Annotated in this window: 18 protein-coding genes and 1 pseudogene; 10 read left to right on the forward strand and 9 right to left on the reverse strand. The window is 69.7% G+C overall.

Annotated elements, in window-relative coordinates:
* Nucleotides 1–38 precede the first annotated feature (38 nt).
* From EDD27_RS51870 to EDD27_RS51880, 3 genes are all read left to right on the forward strand, one after another.
* Entirely contained in the window at nucleotides 39–602 is a 564-nt protein-coding gene (locus EDD27_RS51870; protein ID WP_127940045.1) for a dihydrofolate reductase family protein, read from the forward strand.
* Nucleotides 603–803: 201 nt separating this feature from the next.
* Entirely contained in the window at nucleotides 804–1,625 is an 822-nt protein-coding gene (locus tag EDD27_RS51875) for an SDR family NAD(P)-dependent oxidoreductase (protein WP_127940046.1), read from the forward strand.
* Between the two features lie 56 nt (nucleotides 1,626–1,681).
* Nucleotides 1,682–3,415 carry an ABC-F family ATP-binding cassette domain-containing protein gene (locus EDD27_RS51880; RefSeq protein WP_127940047.1) on the forward strand — a complete coding sequence of 578 codons (1,734 nt, stop codon included), beginning with the start codon at nucleotides 1,682–1,684 and terminating at the stop codon, nucleotides 3,413–3,415.
* Between the two features lie 68 nt (nucleotides 3,416–3,483).
* On the opposite strand, the gene EDD27_RS51885 is transcribed toward EDD27_RS51880, so the two are convergent.
* On the reverse strand, nucleotides 3,484–5,649 hold the full coding sequence (locus EDD27_RS51885) for an MMPL family transporter (RefSeq protein ID WP_127940048.1): 2,166 nt from the start codon (nucleotides 5,647–5,649) through the stop codon (nucleotides 3,484–3,486).
* A 111-nt stretch (nucleotides 5,650–5,760) separates the two neighbouring features.
* Here EDD27_RS51885 and EDD27_RS51890 point away from each other — a divergent pair, with 111 nt between their 5' ends.
* Together EDD27_RS51890 and EDD27_RS51895 are read left to right on the forward strand one after the other, a co-directional pair.
* Nucleotides 5,761–6,447, forward strand: a complete 687-nt coding sequence (locus EDD27_RS51890; RefSeq protein ID WP_127940049.1) for a response regulator transcription factor — start codon at nucleotides 5,761–5,763, stop codon at nucleotides 6,445–6,447.
* Nucleotides 6,447–7,568, forward strand: coding sequence for a sensor histidine kinase (locus EDD27_RS51895; protein WP_127940050.1), 1,122 nt, complete (start codon nucleotides 6,447–6,449; stop codon nucleotides 7,566–7,568). The genes EDD27_RS51890 and EDD27_RS51895 overlap by 1 nt, the downstream gene beginning before the upstream one ends.
* Nucleotides 7,569–8,014: 446 nt before the next feature.
* Here the strand turns inward: EDD27_RS51895 and EDD27_RS51905 are convergent, their stop codons facing one another.
* The 7 genes from EDD27_RS51905 to EDD27_RS51935 form a co-directional block, all read right to left on the reverse strand.
* Nucleotides 8,015–8,281 (reverse strand): hypothetical protein, encoded by a 267-nt coding sequence (locus EDD27_RS51905; protein ID WP_127940051.1) that lies wholly within the window; start codon nucleotides 8,279–8,281, stop codon nucleotides 8,015–8,017.
* Between the two features lie 238 nt (nucleotides 8,282–8,519).
* Nucleotides 8,520–9,806, reverse strand: a complete 1,287-nt coding sequence (locus tag EDD27_RS51915; RefSeq protein WP_127940052.1) for an aminotransferase class I/II-fold pyridoxal phosphate-dependent enzyme — start codon at nucleotides 9,804–9,806, stop codon at nucleotides 8,520–8,522.
* A gap of 105 nt (nucleotides 9,807–9,911) precedes the next feature.
* On the reverse strand, nucleotides 9,912–11,630 hold the full coding sequence (polX, locus tag EDD27_RS51920) for a DNA polymerase/3'-5' exonuclease PolX (RefSeq protein WP_127940053.1): 1,719 nt from the start codon (nucleotides 11,628–11,630) through the stop codon (nucleotides 9,912–9,914).
* 63 nt (nucleotides 11,631–11,693) lie between these two features.
* Complete coding sequence (locus tag EDD27_RS58495) at nucleotides 11,694–11,801, reverse strand: PEP-utilizing enzyme (protein WP_338324779.1); 108 nt, start codon at nucleotides 11,799–11,801, stop codon at nucleotides 11,694–11,696.
* 217 nt (nucleotides 11,802–12,018) lie between these two features.
* Entirely contained in the window at nucleotides 12,019–12,627 is a 609-nt protein-coding gene (locus EDD27_RS51925; RefSeq protein WP_206642038.1) for a dihydrofolate reductase family protein, read from the reverse strand.
* A 150-nt stretch (nucleotides 12,628–12,777) separates the two neighbouring features.
* Nucleotides 12,778–13,509, reverse strand: a complete 732-nt coding sequence (locus EDD27_RS51930) for a cation efflux transmembrane domain-containing protein (protein ID WP_127940055.1) — start codon at nucleotides 13,507–13,509, stop codon at nucleotides 12,778–12,780.
* Entirely contained in the window at nucleotides 13,506–13,913 is a 408-nt protein-coding gene (locus EDD27_RS51935) for an ArsR/SmtB family transcription factor (protein ID WP_127940056.1), read from the reverse strand. Before EDD27_RS51935 ends, EDD27_RS51930 begins: the two co-directional genes overlap by 4 nt.
* 154 nt (nucleotides 13,914–14,067) lie before the next feature.
* On the opposite strand from EDD27_RS51935, the pseudogene EDD27_RS59150 reads away from it, so the two are divergent.
* Both EDD27_RS59150 and EDD27_RS57555 read left to right on the forward strand, forming a co-directional pair.
* Nucleotides 14,068–14,412: pseudogene (locus EDD27_RS59150) on the forward strand (bile acid:sodium symporter); the annotation flags it as partial.
* A 109-nt stretch (nucleotides 14,413–14,521) separates the two neighbouring features.
* The gene (locus EDD27_RS57555) at nucleotides 14,522–14,974 is read left to right on the forward strand and encodes a hypothetical protein (protein WP_241564715.1); all 453 of its coding nucleotides are present in this window, start codon (nucleotides 14,522–14,524) and stop codon (nucleotides 14,972–14,974) included.
* Nucleotides 14,975–14,990: 16 nt separating this feature from the next.
* Here EDD27_RS57555 and EDD27_RS51945 read toward each other — a convergent pair whose 3' ends face one another.
* Nucleotides 14,991–15,422, reverse strand: a complete 432-nt coding sequence (locus EDD27_RS51945) for a hypothetical protein (RefSeq protein ID WP_127940057.1) — start codon at nucleotides 15,420–15,422, stop codon at nucleotides 14,991–14,993.
* A gap of 77 nt (nucleotides 15,423–15,499) precedes the next feature.
* Here EDD27_RS51945 and EDD27_RS51950 point away from each other — a divergent pair, with 77 nt between their 5' ends.
* The 3 genes from EDD27_RS51950 to EDD27_RS51960 all read left to right on the forward strand — a co-directional run bounded on the left by EDD27_RS51950 (nucleotide 15,500) and on the right by EDD27_RS51960 (nucleotide 18,280).
* Entirely contained in the window at nucleotides 15,500–15,877 is a 378-nt protein-coding gene (locus EDD27_RS51950; RefSeq protein ID WP_127940058.1) for a MerR family transcriptional regulator, read from the forward strand.
* Nucleotides 15,878–15,944: 67 nt separating this feature from the next.
* On the forward strand, nucleotides 15,945–16,550 hold the full coding sequence (locus EDD27_RS51955) for a cadmium resistance transporter (protein ID WP_241564716.1): 606 nt from the start codon (nucleotides 15,945–15,947) through the stop codon (nucleotides 16,548–16,550).
* Nucleotides 16,551–16,723: 173 nt separating this feature from the next.
* Entirely contained in the window at nucleotides 16,724–18,280 is a 1,557-nt protein-coding gene (locus EDD27_RS51960; RefSeq protein WP_127940059.1) for a M28 family metallopeptidase, read from the forward strand.
* Nucleotides 18,281–18,322: the final 42 nt, after the last annotated feature.

Consider the following 18,322-nt stretch of genomic DNA (forward strand, 5'->3'; position numbering starts at 1 on the left):
GTACGTACGGGTGAGCATCGAGCGAAAGGGAAGCCATCGTGAGCGTCATCGTCATTGAGTTCATCACCCTGGACGGGATCGTGTCGGACCCGGACGGATCCGGCGGCACGCCGACCGGCGGCTGGGCGTTCCGGCACGGCCCCGAGGCGGTCGCCGGGGACAAGTTCCGGCTGGGGAGCGTGCTGGACGAGGGGGTCCTGCTGCTGGGGCGGCGGACTTGGGAGTTGTTCTCCCGGCTCTGGCCGGGGCGCGACGACCCCTTCTCCACGCGGATGAACGCCGTGCCGAAGCTGGTCGCCTCCCGTACGGTCACCGACGTGTCGGCGTGGGCGAACTCCCAGGTCGTCGGAGGCGACCTCATCGACGCCGTCAAACGGGAGCCGCGCGATGTGGTCATCACCGGCAGCCTGAGCGTCGTGCACACCCTGATGGCCGCGGACCTGATCGACGAGTACCGGCTGCTGACCTTCCCCGCGGCCCTCAGCACCGGAGAGCGGCTCTTTCCCGCCGGCGGCCCGCCCACGTACCTCGAGTGCCTGTCGGCAGAGCAGTCCGGCGCGGCCGTCCTCGCGCGGTACCGCAGGGCGGCCGGGCCTGCCTGACCAGCGGTTCGGCGTCGCCGGTCTCGGCCTTGCCGCCGATGCCGGCGACCGAGCCGGGCTCGGTGGTCGGGGACCGGACCGTCCGGGAGTGTGACGTCGGATAGACGAGACGATACGGTTCGTCTTGACAGCAGGATGGCTCGGCCCATAGTCTCGCGTGACGAGACGGAGCGTATCGTCTCTTTGGAGCGAGGAGACCGCATGACGACTGCCCGAGTATGGTTCATCACCGGCGCGTCGAGAGGCCTGGGCAGGGCCTTCGCCGAGGCGGCGCTCGCCGCCGGAGACCGCGTCGTGGCCGCCGCACGCGACCTCGACCCGCTCGCCGACCTGGCCGCCGCCCACCCGGACAGCCTCGTACGGCTGACGCTGGACGTCTCCGACCGTGCGGCCGTGCGGAAGGTGGTGGACCAGGCGGCGGCGGCGTTCGGCCGGCTCGACGTCGTGGTCAACAACGCCGGCGTGATGCTGCTCGGCATGGTGGAGGAGGCCACGGAGGAGCAGATCCGCGCCCACTTCGACGTCAACTTCTTCGGCGCGGTCTGGGTGGCCCAGGCCGTGGTGCCGTACCTGCGGGCGCAGGGGTCCGGCCACATCCTGCAGGTCACGTCGATGGGGGCCGGTGGAGGGTTCGCGTCCGTCGGGTTCTACTCGGCGAGCAAGACAGCGCTCGACTCGGTGAGTGAGGCCCTGGCGATGGAGGTGGCGCCGTTCGGGGTCAAGGTGACGATCGTGGGGCCGGGCGGGTACGGCACGGACCTGTTCACGCGGGGCACCACGATGACGGAGCCGCGGCAGGAGTACGAGTCGCTCCGTGCCCGGCTGGCCGAGATGTGGGGGGAGGACGCCGGTCCCGACCCGAGCACCGCCGCGCCGGTGATCATGGAGCTGGTCGACCTGGCGGAGCCGCCGCTGCGGCTGATCGTCGGTGGCGCCTCGTACGACCTGGTCCAGCAGAAGGACCAGGCCCGCGCGGAGGAGTACCGGGCCTGGGAGCACCTCAGCCGGAAGGCGCCCGGCTGACCGTCATCAGATGGGCTGAGGAGTCCTGTCCGCGCAGAGAAGAGGAGGTGGGCCCTATGCCTACTGCTGCCCAACTGGCACTCACCGAGATCACGAAGCGTTACGGCACGCGCGTCGTCCTGGACCGGGTGTCGCTCACCGTCAAACCCGGCGAGCGGATCGGAGTGATCGGCGACAACGGGTCGGGCAAGTCCACGCTGCTCAGGCTCATGGCGGACGTCGAGCGGCCGGACAACGGCGAGCTCGTGGCCGTCGCGCCAGGCGGCGTCGGATACCTGCCGCAGTCGCTCGCGCTTCCGCCGCACGCGACGGTGGGTGACGCCGTCGATCTGGCGCTGGCCGACCTGCGAGAGCTCGAAGCCCGGATGCGGGTGGCCGAACGGTCGCTCGGGGAGGCAGGCGTGGAGGCTCGCGCAGGCGCGGCGAGCGGCGCAGGGACGGAGGGTCGGGCGGGGACAGCGATTCGTGACGGGATGGAGGTCTACGCACGCCTGGTGGCGGAGTTCGAGGCGCGGGGCGGCTACGAGGCCGACACTCGTGTCGAGGTCGCGCTGCATGGGCTCGGGCTGCCCGGGCTCGACCGGAGCCGCCGGCTTGGCACGCTCTCCGGTGGCGAACGCTCCAGGCTCGCCCTGGCCGCCACGCTGGCGTCCGCTCCTGAACTGCTGCTGCTCGACGAACCGACCAACGACCTGGACGACCAGGCCGTGGCATGGCTCGAACAACGTCTGCGCGCCCACCGGGGCACGGTCGTGGCGATCACCCACGACCGCGTGTTCCTGGAGCGGGTGACCACCGCCATCCTGGAGGTCGCCGACGGGAAGGTGCGCCGCTACGGCGACGGGTACGCCGGATACCTCGCGGCCAAGGCCGCCGAACGCCTCGCCCAGGCGCGGGCGTACGAGGAGTGGAAGACGGAGCTGGACCGGCATGCCACGCTGGTGGCGGCCAACGCGGGCAGGCTGGCGGTAATCCCGCGCAAGTCGGCCAAGGCGGGCATGGGCACCGGGGCCTGGCGGGCGCGCTCGCGTACGCATGGGGCAGCCGGGCGTATCCGGCAGTCCCAGCAGCGGCTGCGCCAGCTCACCGACCACCCGGCGCCCCCACCGCCCGAGCCGCTGCGCTTCACCGCCACCCTCGCCACCGCGGGAGCCGCCGGGGCCGAGGTGGCCGCGCTCGACGGCGTGGTGGTCGCGGGGCGACTCCGCCTGGACTCGCTGGCCCTCCGCGCCGGTGAGCGGCTGCTCGTCACCGGCCCGAACGGAGCCGGCAAGACCACACTGATGCGGGTGCTCGCGGGGGAACTGCGGCCGGACGCGGGCGAGGTACGGCAGACCGGTCGGGTCGGGTTCTTCCGCCAGGACGAGCCGGCTGTTGAGGACGTGCGGCGGGCGGGCCGGTCTGGGACCCTGCAGCACGGGGACCTGGTCGGGACGGCGGACTGGACCGTGCTGCGGGCCTACGCGCACGGGCGTCCCGGGACCCTGGACGAGCACGCCGACGCGCTGCTCGCCCTGGGGTTGTTCCGGCCGTCCGACCTGCGTCTGCGCCTCGAGGAGCTCTCCTATGGTCAGCGGCGCCGGATCGAGCTGGCCCGGCTGGTGAGCGAGCCCGTGGACCTGCTCCTGCTCGACGAGCCGACCAACCACCTGTCGCCGCTGCTCGTGGAGCAACTGGAGGAGGCGTTGACCTCTTACCAGGGAGCGCTGGTGGTCGTGACGCACGATCGGCGCATGCGGGCCACGTTCACCGGCTCCCGCCTGGAACTGGGCCGGGGTGTGGCGGCATAGCGGGGTCCCGGCCATGACGCCTTCATCACCATCTTGGATGGCCGCACGTGTCGAGGGGCATCCGCTGTTCAGCCGTGGGCGGGGACGCCGTCCGGCGCCACGTCCTTCATGGCAGAGGGCCGCACCCGCAGGAGCCGGGCGGCCCAGCCCGGCAGCCACCAGTTCCAGCGGCCCATCATCGCCACCACCGCCGGGACGAGCACGCCCCGGATGAGGGTGGCGTCCAGCAGGATGCCCAGGGCGAGGCCGCTGGCGAAGACCTTGACATCGAGTTCCGGGGTCATGGCCAGCGCCGCGAAGGAGATGAACAGGATCAGCGCCGCCGAGGTGACCAGCCGCCCGGTGCGCCCGACGCCTTCGATGACCGCCTGGTGGGTGTTGCCGGTCCTGTCGTACTCCTCACGCATGCGGGCCAGGATGAACACCTCGTAGTCCATGCTGAGCCCGTACAGGAAGGCGAAGATCGTGAGCGGGACGAACTCGCCGATCGAGCCGGTGGGCTGGATGTCGAGGAGCTCCCTGGTGCCCCAGCCGAACTGCCACAGCAGCACCATCGCGCCGATCACCGCGCCGAGCGACAGCAGGTTGAGCACGATCGCCTTGAGCGGCAGGAGCAGCGAGCGGAACGCCCGTGTCAGCATCACGAACGTGACCAGCCCGATCAGCGCCAGCATCCAAGGGAACGCGCCGTAGGTGCGGGACTGGAAGTCCATGCTCTGCGCCGCATTGCCGCCGACCCGGACGTTGTCCGGCACGGTCTCGCGGATCCTGGTGATGGTCGCCTCGCCGGCGGCGGTGCCGTTCTCCGCGACCGGCAGCACCGAGACGACCGCCGACCCCTGCCGCCGCCAGGCGGCCGATTCCGGCGCGAGCACGGTCGCCACCCCTTCCACCTGGCTGATCTGCCCGATGGCCGCGGCCGGGTCGCCGGTGACCAGGGTGTCGATCGGCGTGACCACACCAGCCGGGATGCCCGCGCTGGTCAACGCGACCAGCCCGTCATGGCCGGGGCCCGTCGTCTTGAGGTGGCGGCTCTCCGGCAGGCCCAGGTCGACTCCGAGAGCGGTCAGCGACAGTGCCACCAGCAGGCCGCCGGAGACCAGCGCGGCGGGCCGGCGCAGCCGTACGACGCCGCGAGCCCAGGCCGACCAGGCACGGCCGGCGTCCGCCTCGCGGGCGAACCGCTTGCCGGTCGTGGCGCGGCGGTCGAGCCGCTGGCCGGTGAGGGCCAGCAGGACCGGCAGGACGGTCAGCGTCGCGGCCACGCTCATCGCGGCGATGATCATGCCGGCGATGCCCAGGCTCCGCAGGAACGGCACCGGGAGCACCACCATGGTCACCAGCCCGATGGCGACCGCGACACCGCTGAACAGCACCGCGCGGCCCGCTCCCGCCATGGCGCGATGCACCGCCTCGTCACCGCGGAAGCCGTTGGCCTGCTCCTCGCGCCATCGGGCGACCAGCAACAACGAGTAGTCGACGGCGATGCCGAGGCCGAGCAGCGGCATGGTGGTCAGCGCCACATCATGCACGGTCATGACCAGCGTGAGCAGCAGGATCACGATGAACGACGCGAAGATCGACAAGACGGAAATGAGGATCGGGACCAGCGCGAGCATCGAGCGGAACACCAGGAACAGCACGAGCACCGCGGCCAGCACGCCGATACCGATCTTGGCGGGCACGTCGACACCGCCCGCGTCCACGCTGGGAGCCAGGGTGTCCAGGCCAGTGACGTGGATCTTGCTGCCGGGGGGCAGATGCTGGGTCATCGCCTCGATGATGACCGGGCTCTCGTCGGGTGTCTCGCCGAGGCCGCCGCCGGGCGGGCTGCCGTCGGAGTAGGTCCCGGGGAACACCAGGCCGAACGTGGTCCGGCCGTCGCTGCCGACCAGGCGGGGGTCGCCGGTGTCGGCGTAGGACACGACGCGGGACTGAGGCAGCTTGGTCGCCACGGCGGCGAAGGCCCGCCCGAGCGCCTCCTTGCTCGCGTCGGCACGCTGCCCTTCGGGCAGCACCACGACCGGCACGAACGGCCGCTGGTAGCCGCCGTTGCCATAGATCGTGACGATTTCCTGGTTGGCGTCGAAGGCGGGCATGCCCGGGTGGGCGTACACCTCGGACAGACGTTGGATCGCGATCGGGGTCGCTCCCATGCCGACGAAGAACGCCAGGACGGCGAGCAGCGTGACCAGTCCCTTACGTCGCAGGACAAAGGCCGAGAGTCTCTCCATGACTCCAGTGCAGCAAAATGATCTTCATCGGCCGTGCGGGCGTTCTTAGACGCTTATGTGAATCGTGGATCTCCGCGCGACGTCGCCCGCCCGCCGGGTGAGACTGAACGCGTGAGCCGCATCCTTGTCGTGGACGACGAACCCTACCTCGCTGATCTCGTTTCGACCGCACTGACATACGAAGGCTTCGAAACCGCGACGGCCGCCACGGGTGCGGCGGCCGTGGCCATGACCGCTTCCTTCCGGCCTGACCTGATCGTTCTGGACGTCATGTTGCCCGATGTGCTGGGGACCGAGGTGTGCCGCAGGATCCGCGCCACGGGGGCGGAGGTCCCCGTGGTGTTCCTCACCGCGCGGGACGCCACCGAGGACAAGATCGGCGGATTGACCGTCGGCGGCGACGACTACGTGACCAAGCCTTTCAGCCTGGAGGAGCTGATCGCCCGGATTCGCGCGGTGCTGCGCCGTACCAAGCCGGCGGAGCCGGAGAGCGGCCTGCTCGGCTTCGAGGACCTGGTCATCGACGAGGACGCCTACGAGGTGCGCCGCGACGGCGTCCTGCTCGACCTGACCCCGACCGAGTTCAAGCTGCTGCGTTTCCTCGTGGCCAACGCCGGACGGGTCGTGACCAAGAGACAGATCCTGGACCACGTCTGGGAGTACGACTTCGGCGGCAACGACGGCGTCGTGCAGACGTACATCAGTTACCTGCGCCGCAAGGTCGACGCCGTCGACCCGCCCCTCATCCACACCGTGCCCCGCGTCGGCTACGTCCTGCGCCTGCCCAGGGAAGCCTGATGTCACTTCGAGCCCGCCTGGTCGCGACGGTCGTCGGCCTGCTGGCACTCGCTCTCATCCTGGCCGCCGGAGCGACCTTCGGCGCCATTCAGGACTGGCGCGGACCCGGCAGCTCCCGCCTGTTGTCGCTGACCACTCCGGAACAGTTGCTGGCCGCCTCCGACGAACTGGCGGAACGTGTCGCGTTCGTGCTGATCGGCACGTCCGGATTCGGGCTGGCGGCCCTCACCCTGCTGGCCGCCCACCTGATCCGCCGCGGCCTGCGCCCGCTCGACCGCATCGTCGAGACCGCCGCCGCCATCGGCGACGGCGACCTCGCGCGGCGAGTGGAGACCGGACCGTCCGGCACGGAGGTGGGTCGGCTGGCCAACGCGCTCAACGCGATGCTCGGCCAGATCGAGGACGCCTTCCGCGAGCGCGAGGCCTCGGAGGACCGGCTGCGCCGCTTCGTCGCCGACGCCTCCCACGAACTGCGCACGCCCATCGCCACCATCCGCGGCTACGCCGAGCTGTTCCGGCGCGGCGCCGCCACCCGCCAGGACGACCTGGAGAAGGTGATGCTCAGAATCGAGGCGGAGGCCACCAGGATGGGCTCGCTGGTGGACGAGATGCTGCTGCTCGCCCGCCTCGACCAAGGGCGCCCGCTGGACCAGGCGCCCGTCGAACTGACCGAACTGGCCGCCGACGCCGTGGCCGACACCCTCGCCATCGCCCCGGACCGCCCGCTGTCGCTGGACCACGACGGCCCCGTCTGGGTGACCGGCGACGCCGCCCGGCTCCGCCAGGTGATGAGCAATCTGCTGGCCAACGTCGTCCACCACACCCCGGAAGGCACGCCGGCCGCCGTACGAGTCGGCGTCGAAGGCGACCGAGCACTGATCGAGGTCGCCGACCAGGGACCCGGGATGTCGGAGGAACACATGTCGCTGGTCTTCCAACGCTTCTACCGCGTCGACCACAGCCGCGAAAACGGCCCACGCCGCGGCGGAGCCGGTCTCGGCCTTTCCATCGTCCAGGCAGTGGTGACCGCACAAGGCGGCGACGTCTCCGCCCACTCCGTCCCCGGCGAGGGAACCACGTTCCGCGTACGTTTGCCGCTGCGGACGTACGTCAACGGGTGAAGGGCTTACCGGCCGGTGTGGTGGGCCGGTACCGTACACCTCGAGGTTCTTGCCGCCGGCCGCCTCCAGCCCGATCCGCACCGCCTCGGCCGGGTCGCAGTTCAGGAACGTGACTCCGTCGGCGGGCGTCGCGTCCTCGGGGTGGTGGGTGAGCACGAAGATCGGTCCCTTCCAGGCGCCGCCGTAGGGGCGGGCGTCCGGGAAGTGGTCCCACCCGTCTCGACCCCCCAGCACGGCGCCCGTGGTCTCGATGTACTCACTGTGCAGGCCCGGACGGACTGAGACCCCGGTCATCCAGCCCATCTCGTGGTTCGGTCCCGCCACGAATCCGTCCAGCGACATCGCGAAGTGCCAGAGCACCTTTCCGCCTGCGGTCTGCGGCTCAGTGTCGCTCATCCGTCGCCTCCTGCGATCTGATTGCGGTTTGCCATCGATGGACGCAGCCCTTACGAGGAGAAGAGATACGCGGATACCAGGTTGAGTACCCCGAGACCGATCGCGATCGCCCCCAGCACCATCCCCGCCACCGATGCGCTGCGGTTGTAGACCGTCGCGATCGTGGCTTGCTTCCGAAGTCCGGGCCATGCCAGTGCCGCCGAGACGGCCCCGAGCGTCGGCATCACCCAGCCCTGTGCCAGCTGGGAGCCGACGAGGATGGTGAGCAGGGCGAGGACCAAGGAGACCGGACCCAGGCGATCAAGTAATCGCGTCATGGCGAGCGAGTGTAGAACGCCTGTCTGCCACCCGTCGATCAAGTAGGGGGTGCATGCGGAGGGCGCTCCCCGCCCACGCCAACCAGAAGTACGGCCATGAGCTCCTGCCTGCACTCCTGGAGCCTGGGACGTACGCGGTGAATCCGGAACCTTCCGGTCCGCCGTGGCGGCGGTGGGAGGAGGTCGGTGCGGAGGAGGCAGAGGCGCGTGGCGTGTACGCGCCGGTGTTCTCTCTGTCCTACGGGCCCGCGGGAGCGGTTGGGGTGGCGCCGGGCGATGTGCGGGGGACCGTCTTGAGCCCGTCCTCCGCAGGGGTGACCGTCCTAGCCTCGGGTCCATCGGGGATGAGACGCAGGCGGCGGCCGGCGGCGGCGAACGCCGAGATGATCCGGTCCACCTGGGTCCCGGTGTGAACGGCGGTGATGCTGACCCGGATGAGCGCCTGGCCGGGTGGCACGCCGGGCGAGATCATGGCGGTGGTGAAGACGCCTTCGTCGAACAGCTCGCGCCACAACCGGAAGCACAGCAGGTCGTCACCCACCGGTACCGCGATGACCGGCCGATCCGAGGGAACGACCGCGTATCCCATCGCGGCCAGTTCACCGCTCAACCCCTCGGCCGTCGCCCGCAGGCGGTGGCGTCGTTCCGGCTCCGCCGCGATGATCTCCAGGGCGGCCAGCGCCGCCGCGGCGCACGCCGGGGACAGTGCGGCCGTGAACACCACCGATCGCGCGTAGTGCCGCAGGTAAGCAACGATCTCCTCGGGACCGGCCACCGCGCCGCCGATGGTGCCCAGTGCCTTCGAGAAGGTGACGGTCTGCAGATCGATCGCACCCTCCAGGCCGTGCTGCTCGGCCGCGCCCCGCCCGTTCGCGCCGAGCAGGCCGACGTCGTGGGCGCTGTCCATGACGAGGCGGGCGTCGTACGCACGGGCGAGCTTGGCGATGCCCGGCAGGTCGCACACGCTGCCGGAGGTGGAGAACATCCCCTCGGTGATGATCAGCCGCCCGGCGCCGGGATCGGCGGCGTCGAGCAGCCGCTCCAGATGGCCCATGTCGTTGTGCCGGTAGCGGCGTAACCGCGCTCCGCCCAGGCGGACGGCGTCGATCAGGCATGCGTGGACCAGCCGGTCGCCGACCACCGTGTCACCGGGCCCGATCAGTGTCCCGAGAGCGAGATTGGCCAGGTAGCCGGCGCTGGTCACCATGACGGCCTCCCGTCCGAGGAAGGCCGCCAGCCGCGCTTCCAGCTCCTCGTGGAGCGCGAGCGAGCCGTTGCTGAGGCGTGAGCCGCCGCTGCCGGTGCCCAGCCGCCGCGTCGCTTCGATCGCGGCCTCGCGCACGCGTTCGTCGCCCGACAAGCCGAGGTAGTCGTTGGAGCCCGCCTGTACGAGCACCCGCCCGTCGATCACGACCTCGCCCTCGCCCAGCCGCTCCTCGATCGCCTGGTAGTAGGGGTAGACGCCCAGCTCCTTCACGAACTGGTACGTCTCCGGCAGCCGACATTTCGCGAACACATCGACCATGTGTGACTTCCGCTTCTTTGAAGTGGTTCCCCGTGTACGGCCCTCGCGAAGAAGTCTGCGTGATCCGCCCGAATCGTGCCGGGCGACGCCAGGCCGCCCAGCGCCTTACCGCCCCTTACGGAGGAAGGCGGTGAGGCGGTCCAGCGGCCAGGTGTTGATGACGTCTTCCGCGGTCAGCCAGCCGCGCTGCGCCGTCCCGATGCCGTAGCGCATGTTGGCCAGGTGGCCGACCGCATGGGAGTCGCTGTCGACGGCGAACTTCACGCCGTACCCGTGCGCCTGCCGGATCAGGTCCGCGGCCAGGTCGAGGCGGTCGGGGAAGGCGTTGATCTCCAGCGCGGTGCCGGAGCGCGCGCATGTCTGGAAGACCTGGTCCCAGTCCACGTCGATCGGCGGGCGGCGGCCGATCAGGCGGGCGCTGGGGTGGCCGATGATGTTGACGTGCGGGTTCCGCGCGGCGCGTACCAGCCGCCGGGTCATCTTGGCCCGCGGCAGGTCGAAGTGGGAGTGCACCGAGGCCACGCACACGTCGAACCCGGCCAGCACGTCGGACGGCCAGTCCACCTGGCCGTCAGGGCCGATGTTGAGCTCGATGCCGTGCAGCAGCCGCAGGCCGTACGTGCCGTCCAGCTCGCGCAGCCGCTCGCGTTGCGCGGTGGCCTTGTCCAGGGTCATGCGCTGCATGTAGAGGTCGGGCCCGTGGTCGGTGACGGCGTAGTAGGCGTATCCGCGTTCGGCCGCGGCGGCGACCATGTCCTCGAGCGAGGCGTGGCCGTCGGTGAGGTCGGTGTGGGTGTGCAGGTCGCCGCGCAGGTCGGCCTCGGTGACCAGCTCGGGCAGGGTTCCGGCCAGCGCGGCCTCGATCTCGCCGGTGTCCTCGCGCAGGGTCGGCGGGATCCACGGCAGGCCGAGCCGCTCGTAGACCTCCTCCTCGGTGCTGGAGACGATCTTCTCGTCGGTGACGGCGTCGAACAGGCCGTACTCCGACAGCTTGAGCTTGCGGTGCTGGGCGATCTCGCGGGTGCGGATGTTGTGCGCCTTGGCGCCCGTGAAGTACTGCACGGCCGCGCCCCACGCGTCCGGCGGCACGACCCGGATGTCCACTTGCAGCCCTTGGCTCGTACGGACCGAGGTCTTCTTGTCGCCACGTACGATCACCTCGGTCACGTCGGGTAGCCCGGCAAAGGCATCCATCAGCACTTTCGGCCGGTTGGACGTGGCCAGGACGTCGATGTCGCCGATGGTGTCCTTCATACGGCGCAGTGACCCCGCGTAGCCGCAGCGGCGGCAGCCCTGTACCGCCTGCAGCGCCGCCACGATGTCCTCGGCCAGCGGCATGGCCACGCCGATGTGGACCCGCCGGCCCGCGTCACGCAGCAAGGCGATGCCGTGCAGCAGGTTCTCCTCGGTCTTGGCGCCGAATCCCGGCAGGTCCCGCAGGGCGCCCGCCGTGATCGCGGATTCCAGGCTCTCCGGTGAGTCCACGCCCAGGCTCTGGTGCAACACCATCGCCCGCTTGGGGCCGAGTGCGGGGATATGGGTGAGCGCGCGGACCCCGGCAGGGATGCGGCTGCGAAGCTCCTCGAGCTTCGGCATGGTGCCGGAGCGCAGGTATTCGGCCACCTTGGCGGCGATCGACTCGCCCACGTTGGGGATTCGCCGCAGCGCGTCGGCGTCGTAGCCGGCGATGTCGTCCGGATAGGCGCCTACGGACCGGGCTGCCTTTTGGTAAACGCGGACTTTGAAGTCCTCGTGACCGGTGATGGCGAGCAGGTCAGCGTACTCTTCCAGCACGTCGGACACGTCGTCGTTGGTGCGTGCCATCTCGCATCATCCCCTACCGTCCCCTATCCCGAAATCGCGTCGGATATCAGGGCGGCCGAGCCGTCAGGCGTCCTCCTCCACCCGCACCGTGCCCGCGGTCCCGTCGATGGTGATGAGCTGCCCGGTCTTGATCTCGTGCGTGGCGTTCCGGACGCAGATGACCGCCGGGATCCGTCGTAGGGGCCACGAGGATCTCGCCCGGCTCGATGTGCGCTGGAACGGACGGCCACGCGCCCGCCGCCGAGCCGCTCGTAGGCGGCGATCAGCTCACTCTCCGGGAGATCTCGGGACTTGTAGGACTCGACGGTCAGCTTTGTGCGCTGAGATCCGACGAGAATGGGCCGGGCCCGCCGGCGAGGCGGACCCGGCCCATGGCCGCGGATCGGTTCTACTGCTCGCCCTGGGAGAGGTTGCCCTTGGCGTCGTCGTAGGAAGTCTCGCCGGTCGCCTGGGCAGGCCGGTAGACCAGGTACAGCACACCCGTCGTGAACGTCTCGGACTTGACCAGCTCCAGAGGGATGGGGTTCTCCCCCTCGTCGAACAGGCGCTCGCCCTTGCGGATGGCGATCGGGTGCACCAGCAGGTGCAGCTCGTCCAGCAGCCCCGCGGCCAGCAGCTGGCGGACCACCGAGATCGAGCCGCTCATGGCGATGCGGCCGCCCTGCTCGTTCTTCAACGCGGTCACGGCCTCGACCAGGTCGCCCTCGAGCAGTTCGGAGTTCCGCCAGGTGAACTCCAGGGGCTGGCGCGACACGACGATCTTCCGTGCGTCGCCCAGCGTCTTTGCGAAGCCGGCGTCTTCGTCGCCCGCGGCCTCCCGCTCCGGCCACGCTCCGGCGAAGCTGTCGTAGGTCTTGCGCCCCAGGAGCAGGGTGTCGGCCATCTGCGCGGTCACGGCGGCACCCATCTCGTCGTTGAAGTACGGGAAATGCCACTCCGACGGCTCCTCGACGACCCCGTCGAGTGAGATGAACAGGCTTGCGATGATCGTCCTCATGATGGTCCTCCAAGGAAGGGGCGGGGGCCGTCCTGCCCGCCGTTCTGATGTGCCTGTAGCCTCGCGGACCTTGGTTACGGATCGCTTAAGGTCTTCCTTTGGGACGGGCGGCGACGAGACGTCACGAACCCAGAAGGTGGAGTGTGCGTGTCACAGGCCGCCGTCCCTCTGCTGAGCAGGCGAGCAACAACCGTCCGAGCAACCGTCGGTCTCGGAGACCGTGCTGCCGGACGTGGTGGCGACTGTGGGAACGGCGCAGCAGGCATCCCCGCGCCAAGCCTCGCGGCCTTCCTTGACCGCCACGGCGGCGATGACCAAGGCGGCGATCGGGTCGGCCCAGGACCAGCCGAACAGGCTGTTGAGCGCCAGCCCCACCAGGAGAACGCCCGACAGGTAGGTGCAGAGCAGGGTCTGCTTGGAGTCGGCCACCGCCGAGGCGGAGCCGAGCTCGCGGCCGGCCCGGCGTTGGGCGTACGACAGGAACGGCATGACAAGCAGCGACAGGGCGGCCAGGATCAGGCCGGGAGTGGAGTGCTCGGCCTCGCCGACGCCGAGCAGGGCGCGTACGGCGTCGAAGGTGACGTAGGCCGCCAGGGCGAAGAAGGAGATCGCGATGACTCGCAGCGCCGTCTTCTCCCGGCGTTCATGGTCGGTGGCGGCGAACTGCCAGGCCACCGCGGCGGCCGAGGCGACCTCGACGACGGAGTCGAGCCCGAAACCGATGAGGGCGGCGGAGGAGGCGATGGTGCCGGCGGTGATGGCCACGATCGCTTCGATCACGTTGTAGGTGATGGTGGCGGCCACCAGCAGCCGGATGCGGTGCTGCAGCAGTGCGCGCCGGGCCGGGGACGGGCCGAGGCCGGGCAGGTTGATCGCGCTCATGTCACCACATCCCCCGCGGCAAGCCTGACGCCGTCACCTGGGCGGCCGGCGCCGGGGGCGGGGCAGAGCGTGACGGCGTGGCCGGTGGCGGCCAGTAGCTGCTCGGCGGAGGTGAGCAGGTCCATCAGCTCGGGTCTGGTCAGGGAGTAGAAGGACTGGCGGCCTTCGGCGCGGTAGTCGACCAGGTGGCAGTCGCGCAGGCAGGCCAGGTGCTTGGAGACGGTGGACTGGGCCAGGCCGAGCTCGGTGGTCAGGTCCACCACGCGGGCCTCGCCGCGGGCCAGGCGTTGCACGATGCGCAGCCGGTTCTCATCGGCCAGGGAGTGGAACAGTGCCGCCGCCGGAGGGATGCCGGCGGCGATGTCAACACTGACGCAGGGGCCGGCATCACTATCAATCGCCATATAGCGATTATAGTCAGAAGCGGCTATATCATCGCAAGCGCGTGGCTGCACGGACGGCCGCTGGGCAAGGAGGAGCGCGGTGACGCGGCAGGCGCGGGCCCGGGGACTGGTCGCCGGGATGGAACGGCACCAGGTCGCCATCTATGTGGCGGCGATGGTGGTCGGCGCCACAGCGGGCTGGGCGGTCCCCGCGCTGGGGCCGGTGCTGGAGCATGTGATCAACCCGGTGCTGGCGGCGTTGCTGTACGTGACGTTCCTGCAAGTGCCCGCGGCCGAACTGGTGCGCTCGCTGCGATCAGGCCGCTTGCTGGCGGCGGCGCTGGTGGTGGACTTCGCCGTGGTGCCGCTGGTGATCGCGGCGATGTTCGTCTTTCTTCCCGGTGACCCGGCCCTGAGGCTGGGGGTGTTGCTGGTGCTGCTGACGCCGTGCGTCGACTACGTGATCGTGTTCACCGGGCTGGCCGGGGGCAGCAGCAGGCGACTGCTGGCCGCGACGCCGCTGCTGCTGCTCGTCCAGATGATCCTGCTACCGGTGCTCCTGGTGGCCTTCATGGGCGCCGACCTGGCCGGCATTGTGGAGGCGGGGCCCCTTCGTCGAGGCGTTCGCGGTGCTCATCGTGCTTCCGCTGGCGCTGGCGTGGCTCACCCAGGCGTGGGCGGTCCGGCGTCCGGTGGGCCGGACCGTCGCCGAGGCGGCGGGCACCATGATGGTGCCGCTCATGGCGGCCACCTTGCTCACCGTGGTGGCCTCCCAAGTGGCCAAGCTCGATGGCAACGTGCTGGCGGTGGCCCCGGTGGTGCCGTTCTACGTGGTGTTCCTCGTCGTGATGGCGTTCGCCGGCCTGGCCGTCGCCCGCCTGTTCCGGCTCGATGCGCCATCGAGCCGGGCCGTCGTGTTCACCGGCGCGACCCGCAACTCCCTGGTCGTGCTACCGCTGGCGCTGGCGCTGCCCGACACGCTGGCCGTCGCGGCGGTCGTGGTCGTCACCCAGACCCTGGTCGAGGTGGTCGGCATGGTGATCTACGTGCGGGCGGTACCCAAGCTGGTGCCCCAGCGGTGATGCTCCGAGGGCCGGGTCAGGCCTGCCGGAATCTGTGGACCCTGCCGCCTGGATCGGTGGCGACCTCCAGGCCCTGTTGGTTCAGCCGCTCGCGGAAGTCGTCGAAGGTCTTCAGCGCGGTATCGGGCAGTTGATAGAACTCCTCCAGGATGGCGCGGGCCATGTCGTTGTCGGGGACGGCGCCGTCCCACAGCACTTGATCGCCCTCGGTGGTGATCTCGTAGGCGAAGAACGCGCAGCACGCCTTCTCCCGGGCGGCCAGATCACGTACCCAGGCCTCTACGCCGGGATCGGCGCGGAAACGGAAGCGGATGCCCTCGGCGGTCCGCTCCCTGCCGAGCAGAGCCTGGCTGAAAAGCCGCTGATATTCGGCGATGCGCTCCGCCTCGGTGTCGCGGGCGTCGGTCATGTCGCAGACGATCGGGGTGGAGGCGTGGGGAATGTCCATGCTCTGCTCCTTGTGCCAGGTTGCCGTTGACGCCACCATAGAGTCTGGACCTGACTCCAGAGTCAAGAGGTGAAGCGATGAAAATCGGGCAGGTGGCCGAGGCGGCAGGAGTCAGCGTGGACACGGTCCGCTTCTACGAACGGCGCGGCGTGCTCCCGGCGGCCGAACGCAGGCCGTCGGGCTATCGGATCTTCGACGCCGGGGCGGTGGAGCGTATCCGCATGGCCAAGGCGCTGCAGGAACTGGGCTTCACGCTCGATGAGGTCATCGACGCCATGGCCGCGCACGACGGGGGCGGAGCGACGTGTGAGAGCGAACGCTGGCGGCTGGAGTCGGTGGTCGACCGGATCGACGCCAAGATCGCCGACCTGATGCGGGCACGGCGCAACGCCGTCGAGGGCTTGGAGGACTGCCGGGCGGGTCGATGCCGACTCGTCCCATCTCGCCAGAGGTAACCCCTGACGCCCGACCGTCGTGGGTGGGCGGGGCAGGAAGACATGTCGTCGGGTAGGTTCGCGGGCCGTGGACGGGATCGCAGGAACCTTAGCGGCGGCGGCCGGAATGTTCGCCGGGACCAACATCGACGACATCATCGTGCTGACGGTGCTGTTCCTGTCCTGGCGGGCGAACGCGAAACCGCGGCCGTGGCAGATCTGGGCCGGGCAGTACACCGGGATCGCCGTCCTGGTGCTGGTGTCGGTGGTCGCGGCGCTCGGGTTGACGATCGTGCCTGAGGACTGGGTCGGCCTCCTGGGGTTCATCCCCTTCGCGCTCGGCGTCAAGGGCCTGGTCTCAGCCTTCCGGGCTCGTGGCGACGGCCAGGATACGTCCTCGGTGGTCGCGTCTGGGGTGGCGTCGGTGGCCGGGGTGACGATCGCCAACGGCGCCGACAACATCTCGGTCTACACCCCGGTGTTTCGCACCATCGGCACCGGGCCCACATTGGTCACCATCGCCGTGTTCGCCATCGGGGTGGCGCTATGGTGCGCGGCCGGTTCATGGCTCGGCTCTCATCGGAAGATCATCGACCTGATCGAACGGTACGGCCACCTGCTCGTGCCCGTCGTCTTCATGACCATCGGGATCGTGATCGTCGTGGAGTCCGGCGTCATCGCCAAGATCTCCTGATTTCCGGCTTATGGACATACATAATCTCCCTTTTTGTCGCAGAAAAAGCACGTTCCAAGTCCGTGATGCAACAGATACATCCTAAATCTTCCCTATTGTGTGGATTGATTAATACGTTCGGGAACGCGCGCATTCTCGACCCGGGTCATCCCTCCACGTTCCGAGGAGCAAGCATGCGTTCCCGACTGCACAAGGGCGTTCTCGGCGCCTTAACCGCGGTTGCCGTGGCGATATCCCCGCTGGCATTCGCCGGCCCGGCCGCCGCTCAGCACGGCGACGACTACGCCGTACGCAAGCTGGTTGAAGCGGTTTCCGGCAAGAACGTCAAGAAACACCTATGGGCTTTTCAGGCGATCGCGGACGCCAACGGCGGGACCCGCGTCTCGGGCACGCCGGGCTTCGACGCCTCCCGTGATTACGTGGCGCGTAAGCTCCGCGGCGCCGGGTACGACGTGACGATCCAGCCGTTCGAGTTCACCTTCGACGGCTACAGGACACCGCCCGCGCTCAAGCGGACCAGCCCGGACCCGAAGACGTACACGTACGGGTTCTTCAGTGACTACGTGGCGATGGGCGACTCGCCCGCGGGCGCGGTCAGTGGCACGGTCCAGGCCGTGGACCTGGTGCTGCCGCCCGGGCCGGCCGCCAACACCTCGACCTCCGGCTGCGAGGCGAGCGACTTCGCCGGATTCGTCGCCGGCAACATCGCGCTCATGCAGCGCGGCACCTGCAACTTCCGCATCAAGGTCGAGAACGCCATCGCGGCGGGCGCGGCCGGGGCCATCGTGTTCAACGAGGGGCAGGAAGGCCGCACCGAGGTGGACTTCAACCCGGTGCTCGGCGGGCCCGGCATCACGATCCCGTCGTTCTTCACTCGTTTCTCCGTCGGCCAGGAGCTGGCGGCCGCGGCGGGGACGACGGTGCAGATGAACTGGGACCCGATCGTCGAGACCCGGACGACGTACAACGTGATCGCCCAGACCAAGAAGGGCAACCCGGACAACGTCGTGATGCTCGGCGCCCACCTCGACAGCGTCCAGGAGGGGCCCGGCATCAACGACAACGGCTCGGGCAGCGCCGGCCTCCTGGAGGTCGCGCTCCAGGCCGCCAACATCAGGCCGAAGAACCAGCTGCGCTTCGCCTTCTGGGGCGCGGAGGAGTTCGGCCTGCTCGGCTCCGAGCATTACGTCGCGTCGCTGACGGCGGAGGAGCGGGCCAGGATCACCCTCTACCTCAACTTCGACATGATCGCCTCGCCGAACTACACGTTCGGGATCTACGACGGTGACGGCGACGCGTTCGGCACCGCGGGCCCGCCCGGATCGGACGTGATCGAGGAGGACTTCGAGAAGTTCTTCGCCGGGCGCGGGCAGCCGTACAAGGCGACGGCGTTCACCGGCCGCTCCGACTACGGACCGTTCATCGACGTGGGCATTCCGTCGGGCGGGTTGTTCACCGGGGCCGAGGAGCTCAAGACCGAGGAGGAGGCCGCGATCTTCGGCGGCACGGCCGGCGTCCCGCTCGACCCCTGCTACCACAGCGTCTGTGACACGATCAAGAACGTCAACGACAAGGCGCTCGACGTCAACTCCGACGCGATCGCGGCACTGACCGCGAAGTACGCGTTCAGCACCGGGACGATCCCCACCGATCCGGCGCCCACCGTCGCGGCCCAGCGCAGCGACGCCAAGCACACCCACACGCACAAGCCCGCCGACTCGGCGAGCTGACCTCCGCCACCGGCGCCCGCACCCGCGTGGTGCGGGCGCCTT

The organism is Nonomuraea polychroma, assembly GCF_004011505.1.
GTDB classification, from domain to species: Bacteria; Actinomycetota; Actinomycetes; order Streptosporangiales; family Streptosporangiaceae; genus Nonomuraea; species Nonomuraea polychroma.

Coding starts and splice junctions, on each gene's coding strand:
- EDD27_RS51875 (WP_127940046.1), top strand. CDS start 804: ATGACGACTGCCCGAGTATGGTTCATCACCGGCGCGTCGAGAGGCCTG.
- EDD27_RS51880 (WP_127940047.1), top strand. CDS start 1,682: ATGCCTACTGCTGCCCAACTGGCACTCACCGAGATCACGAAGCGTTAC.
- EDD27_RS51885 (WP_127940048.1), bottom strand. CDS start 5,649: ATGGAGAGACTCTCGGCCTTTGTCCTGCGACGTAAGGGACTGGTCACG.
- EDD27_RS51895 (WP_127940050.1), top strand. CDS start 6,447: ATGTCACTTCGAGCCCGCCTGGTCGCGACGGTCGTCGGCCTGCTGGCA.
- EDD27_RS51905 (WP_127940051.1), bottom strand. CDS start 8,281: ATGACGCGATTACTTGATCGCCTGGGTCCGGTCTCCTTGGTCCTCGCC.
- EDD27_RS51915 (WP_127940052.1), bottom strand. CDS start 9,806: ATGGTCGATGTGTTCGCGAAATGTCGGCTGCCGGAGACGTACCAGTTC.
- polX (WP_127940053.1), bottom strand. CDS start 11,630: ATGGCACGCACCAACGACGACGTGTCCGACGTGCTGGAAGAGTACGCT.
- EDD27_RS51925 (WP_206642038.1), bottom strand. CDS start 12,627: ATGAGGACGATCATCGCAAGCCTGTTCATCTCACTCGACGGGGTCGTC.
- EDD27_RS51930 (WP_127940055.1), bottom strand. CDS start 13,509: ATGAGCGCGATCAACCTGCCCGGCCTCGGCCCGTCCCCGGCCCGGCGC.
- EDD27_RS51935 (WP_127940056.1), bottom strand. CDS start 13,913: ATGGCGATTGATAGTGATGCCGGCCCCTGCGTCAGTGTTGACATCGCC.
- EDD27_RS51945 (WP_127940057.1), bottom strand. CDS start 15,422: ATGGACATTCCCCACGCCTCCACCCCGATCGTCTGCGACATGACCGAC.
- EDD27_RS51950 (WP_127940058.1), top strand. CDS start 15,500: ATGAAAATCGGGCAGGTGGCCGAGGCGGCAGGAGTCAGCGTGGACACG.
- EDD27_RS51960 (WP_127940059.1), top strand. CDS start 16,724: ATGCGTTCCCGACTGCACAAGGGCGTTCTCGGCGCCTTAACCGCGGTT.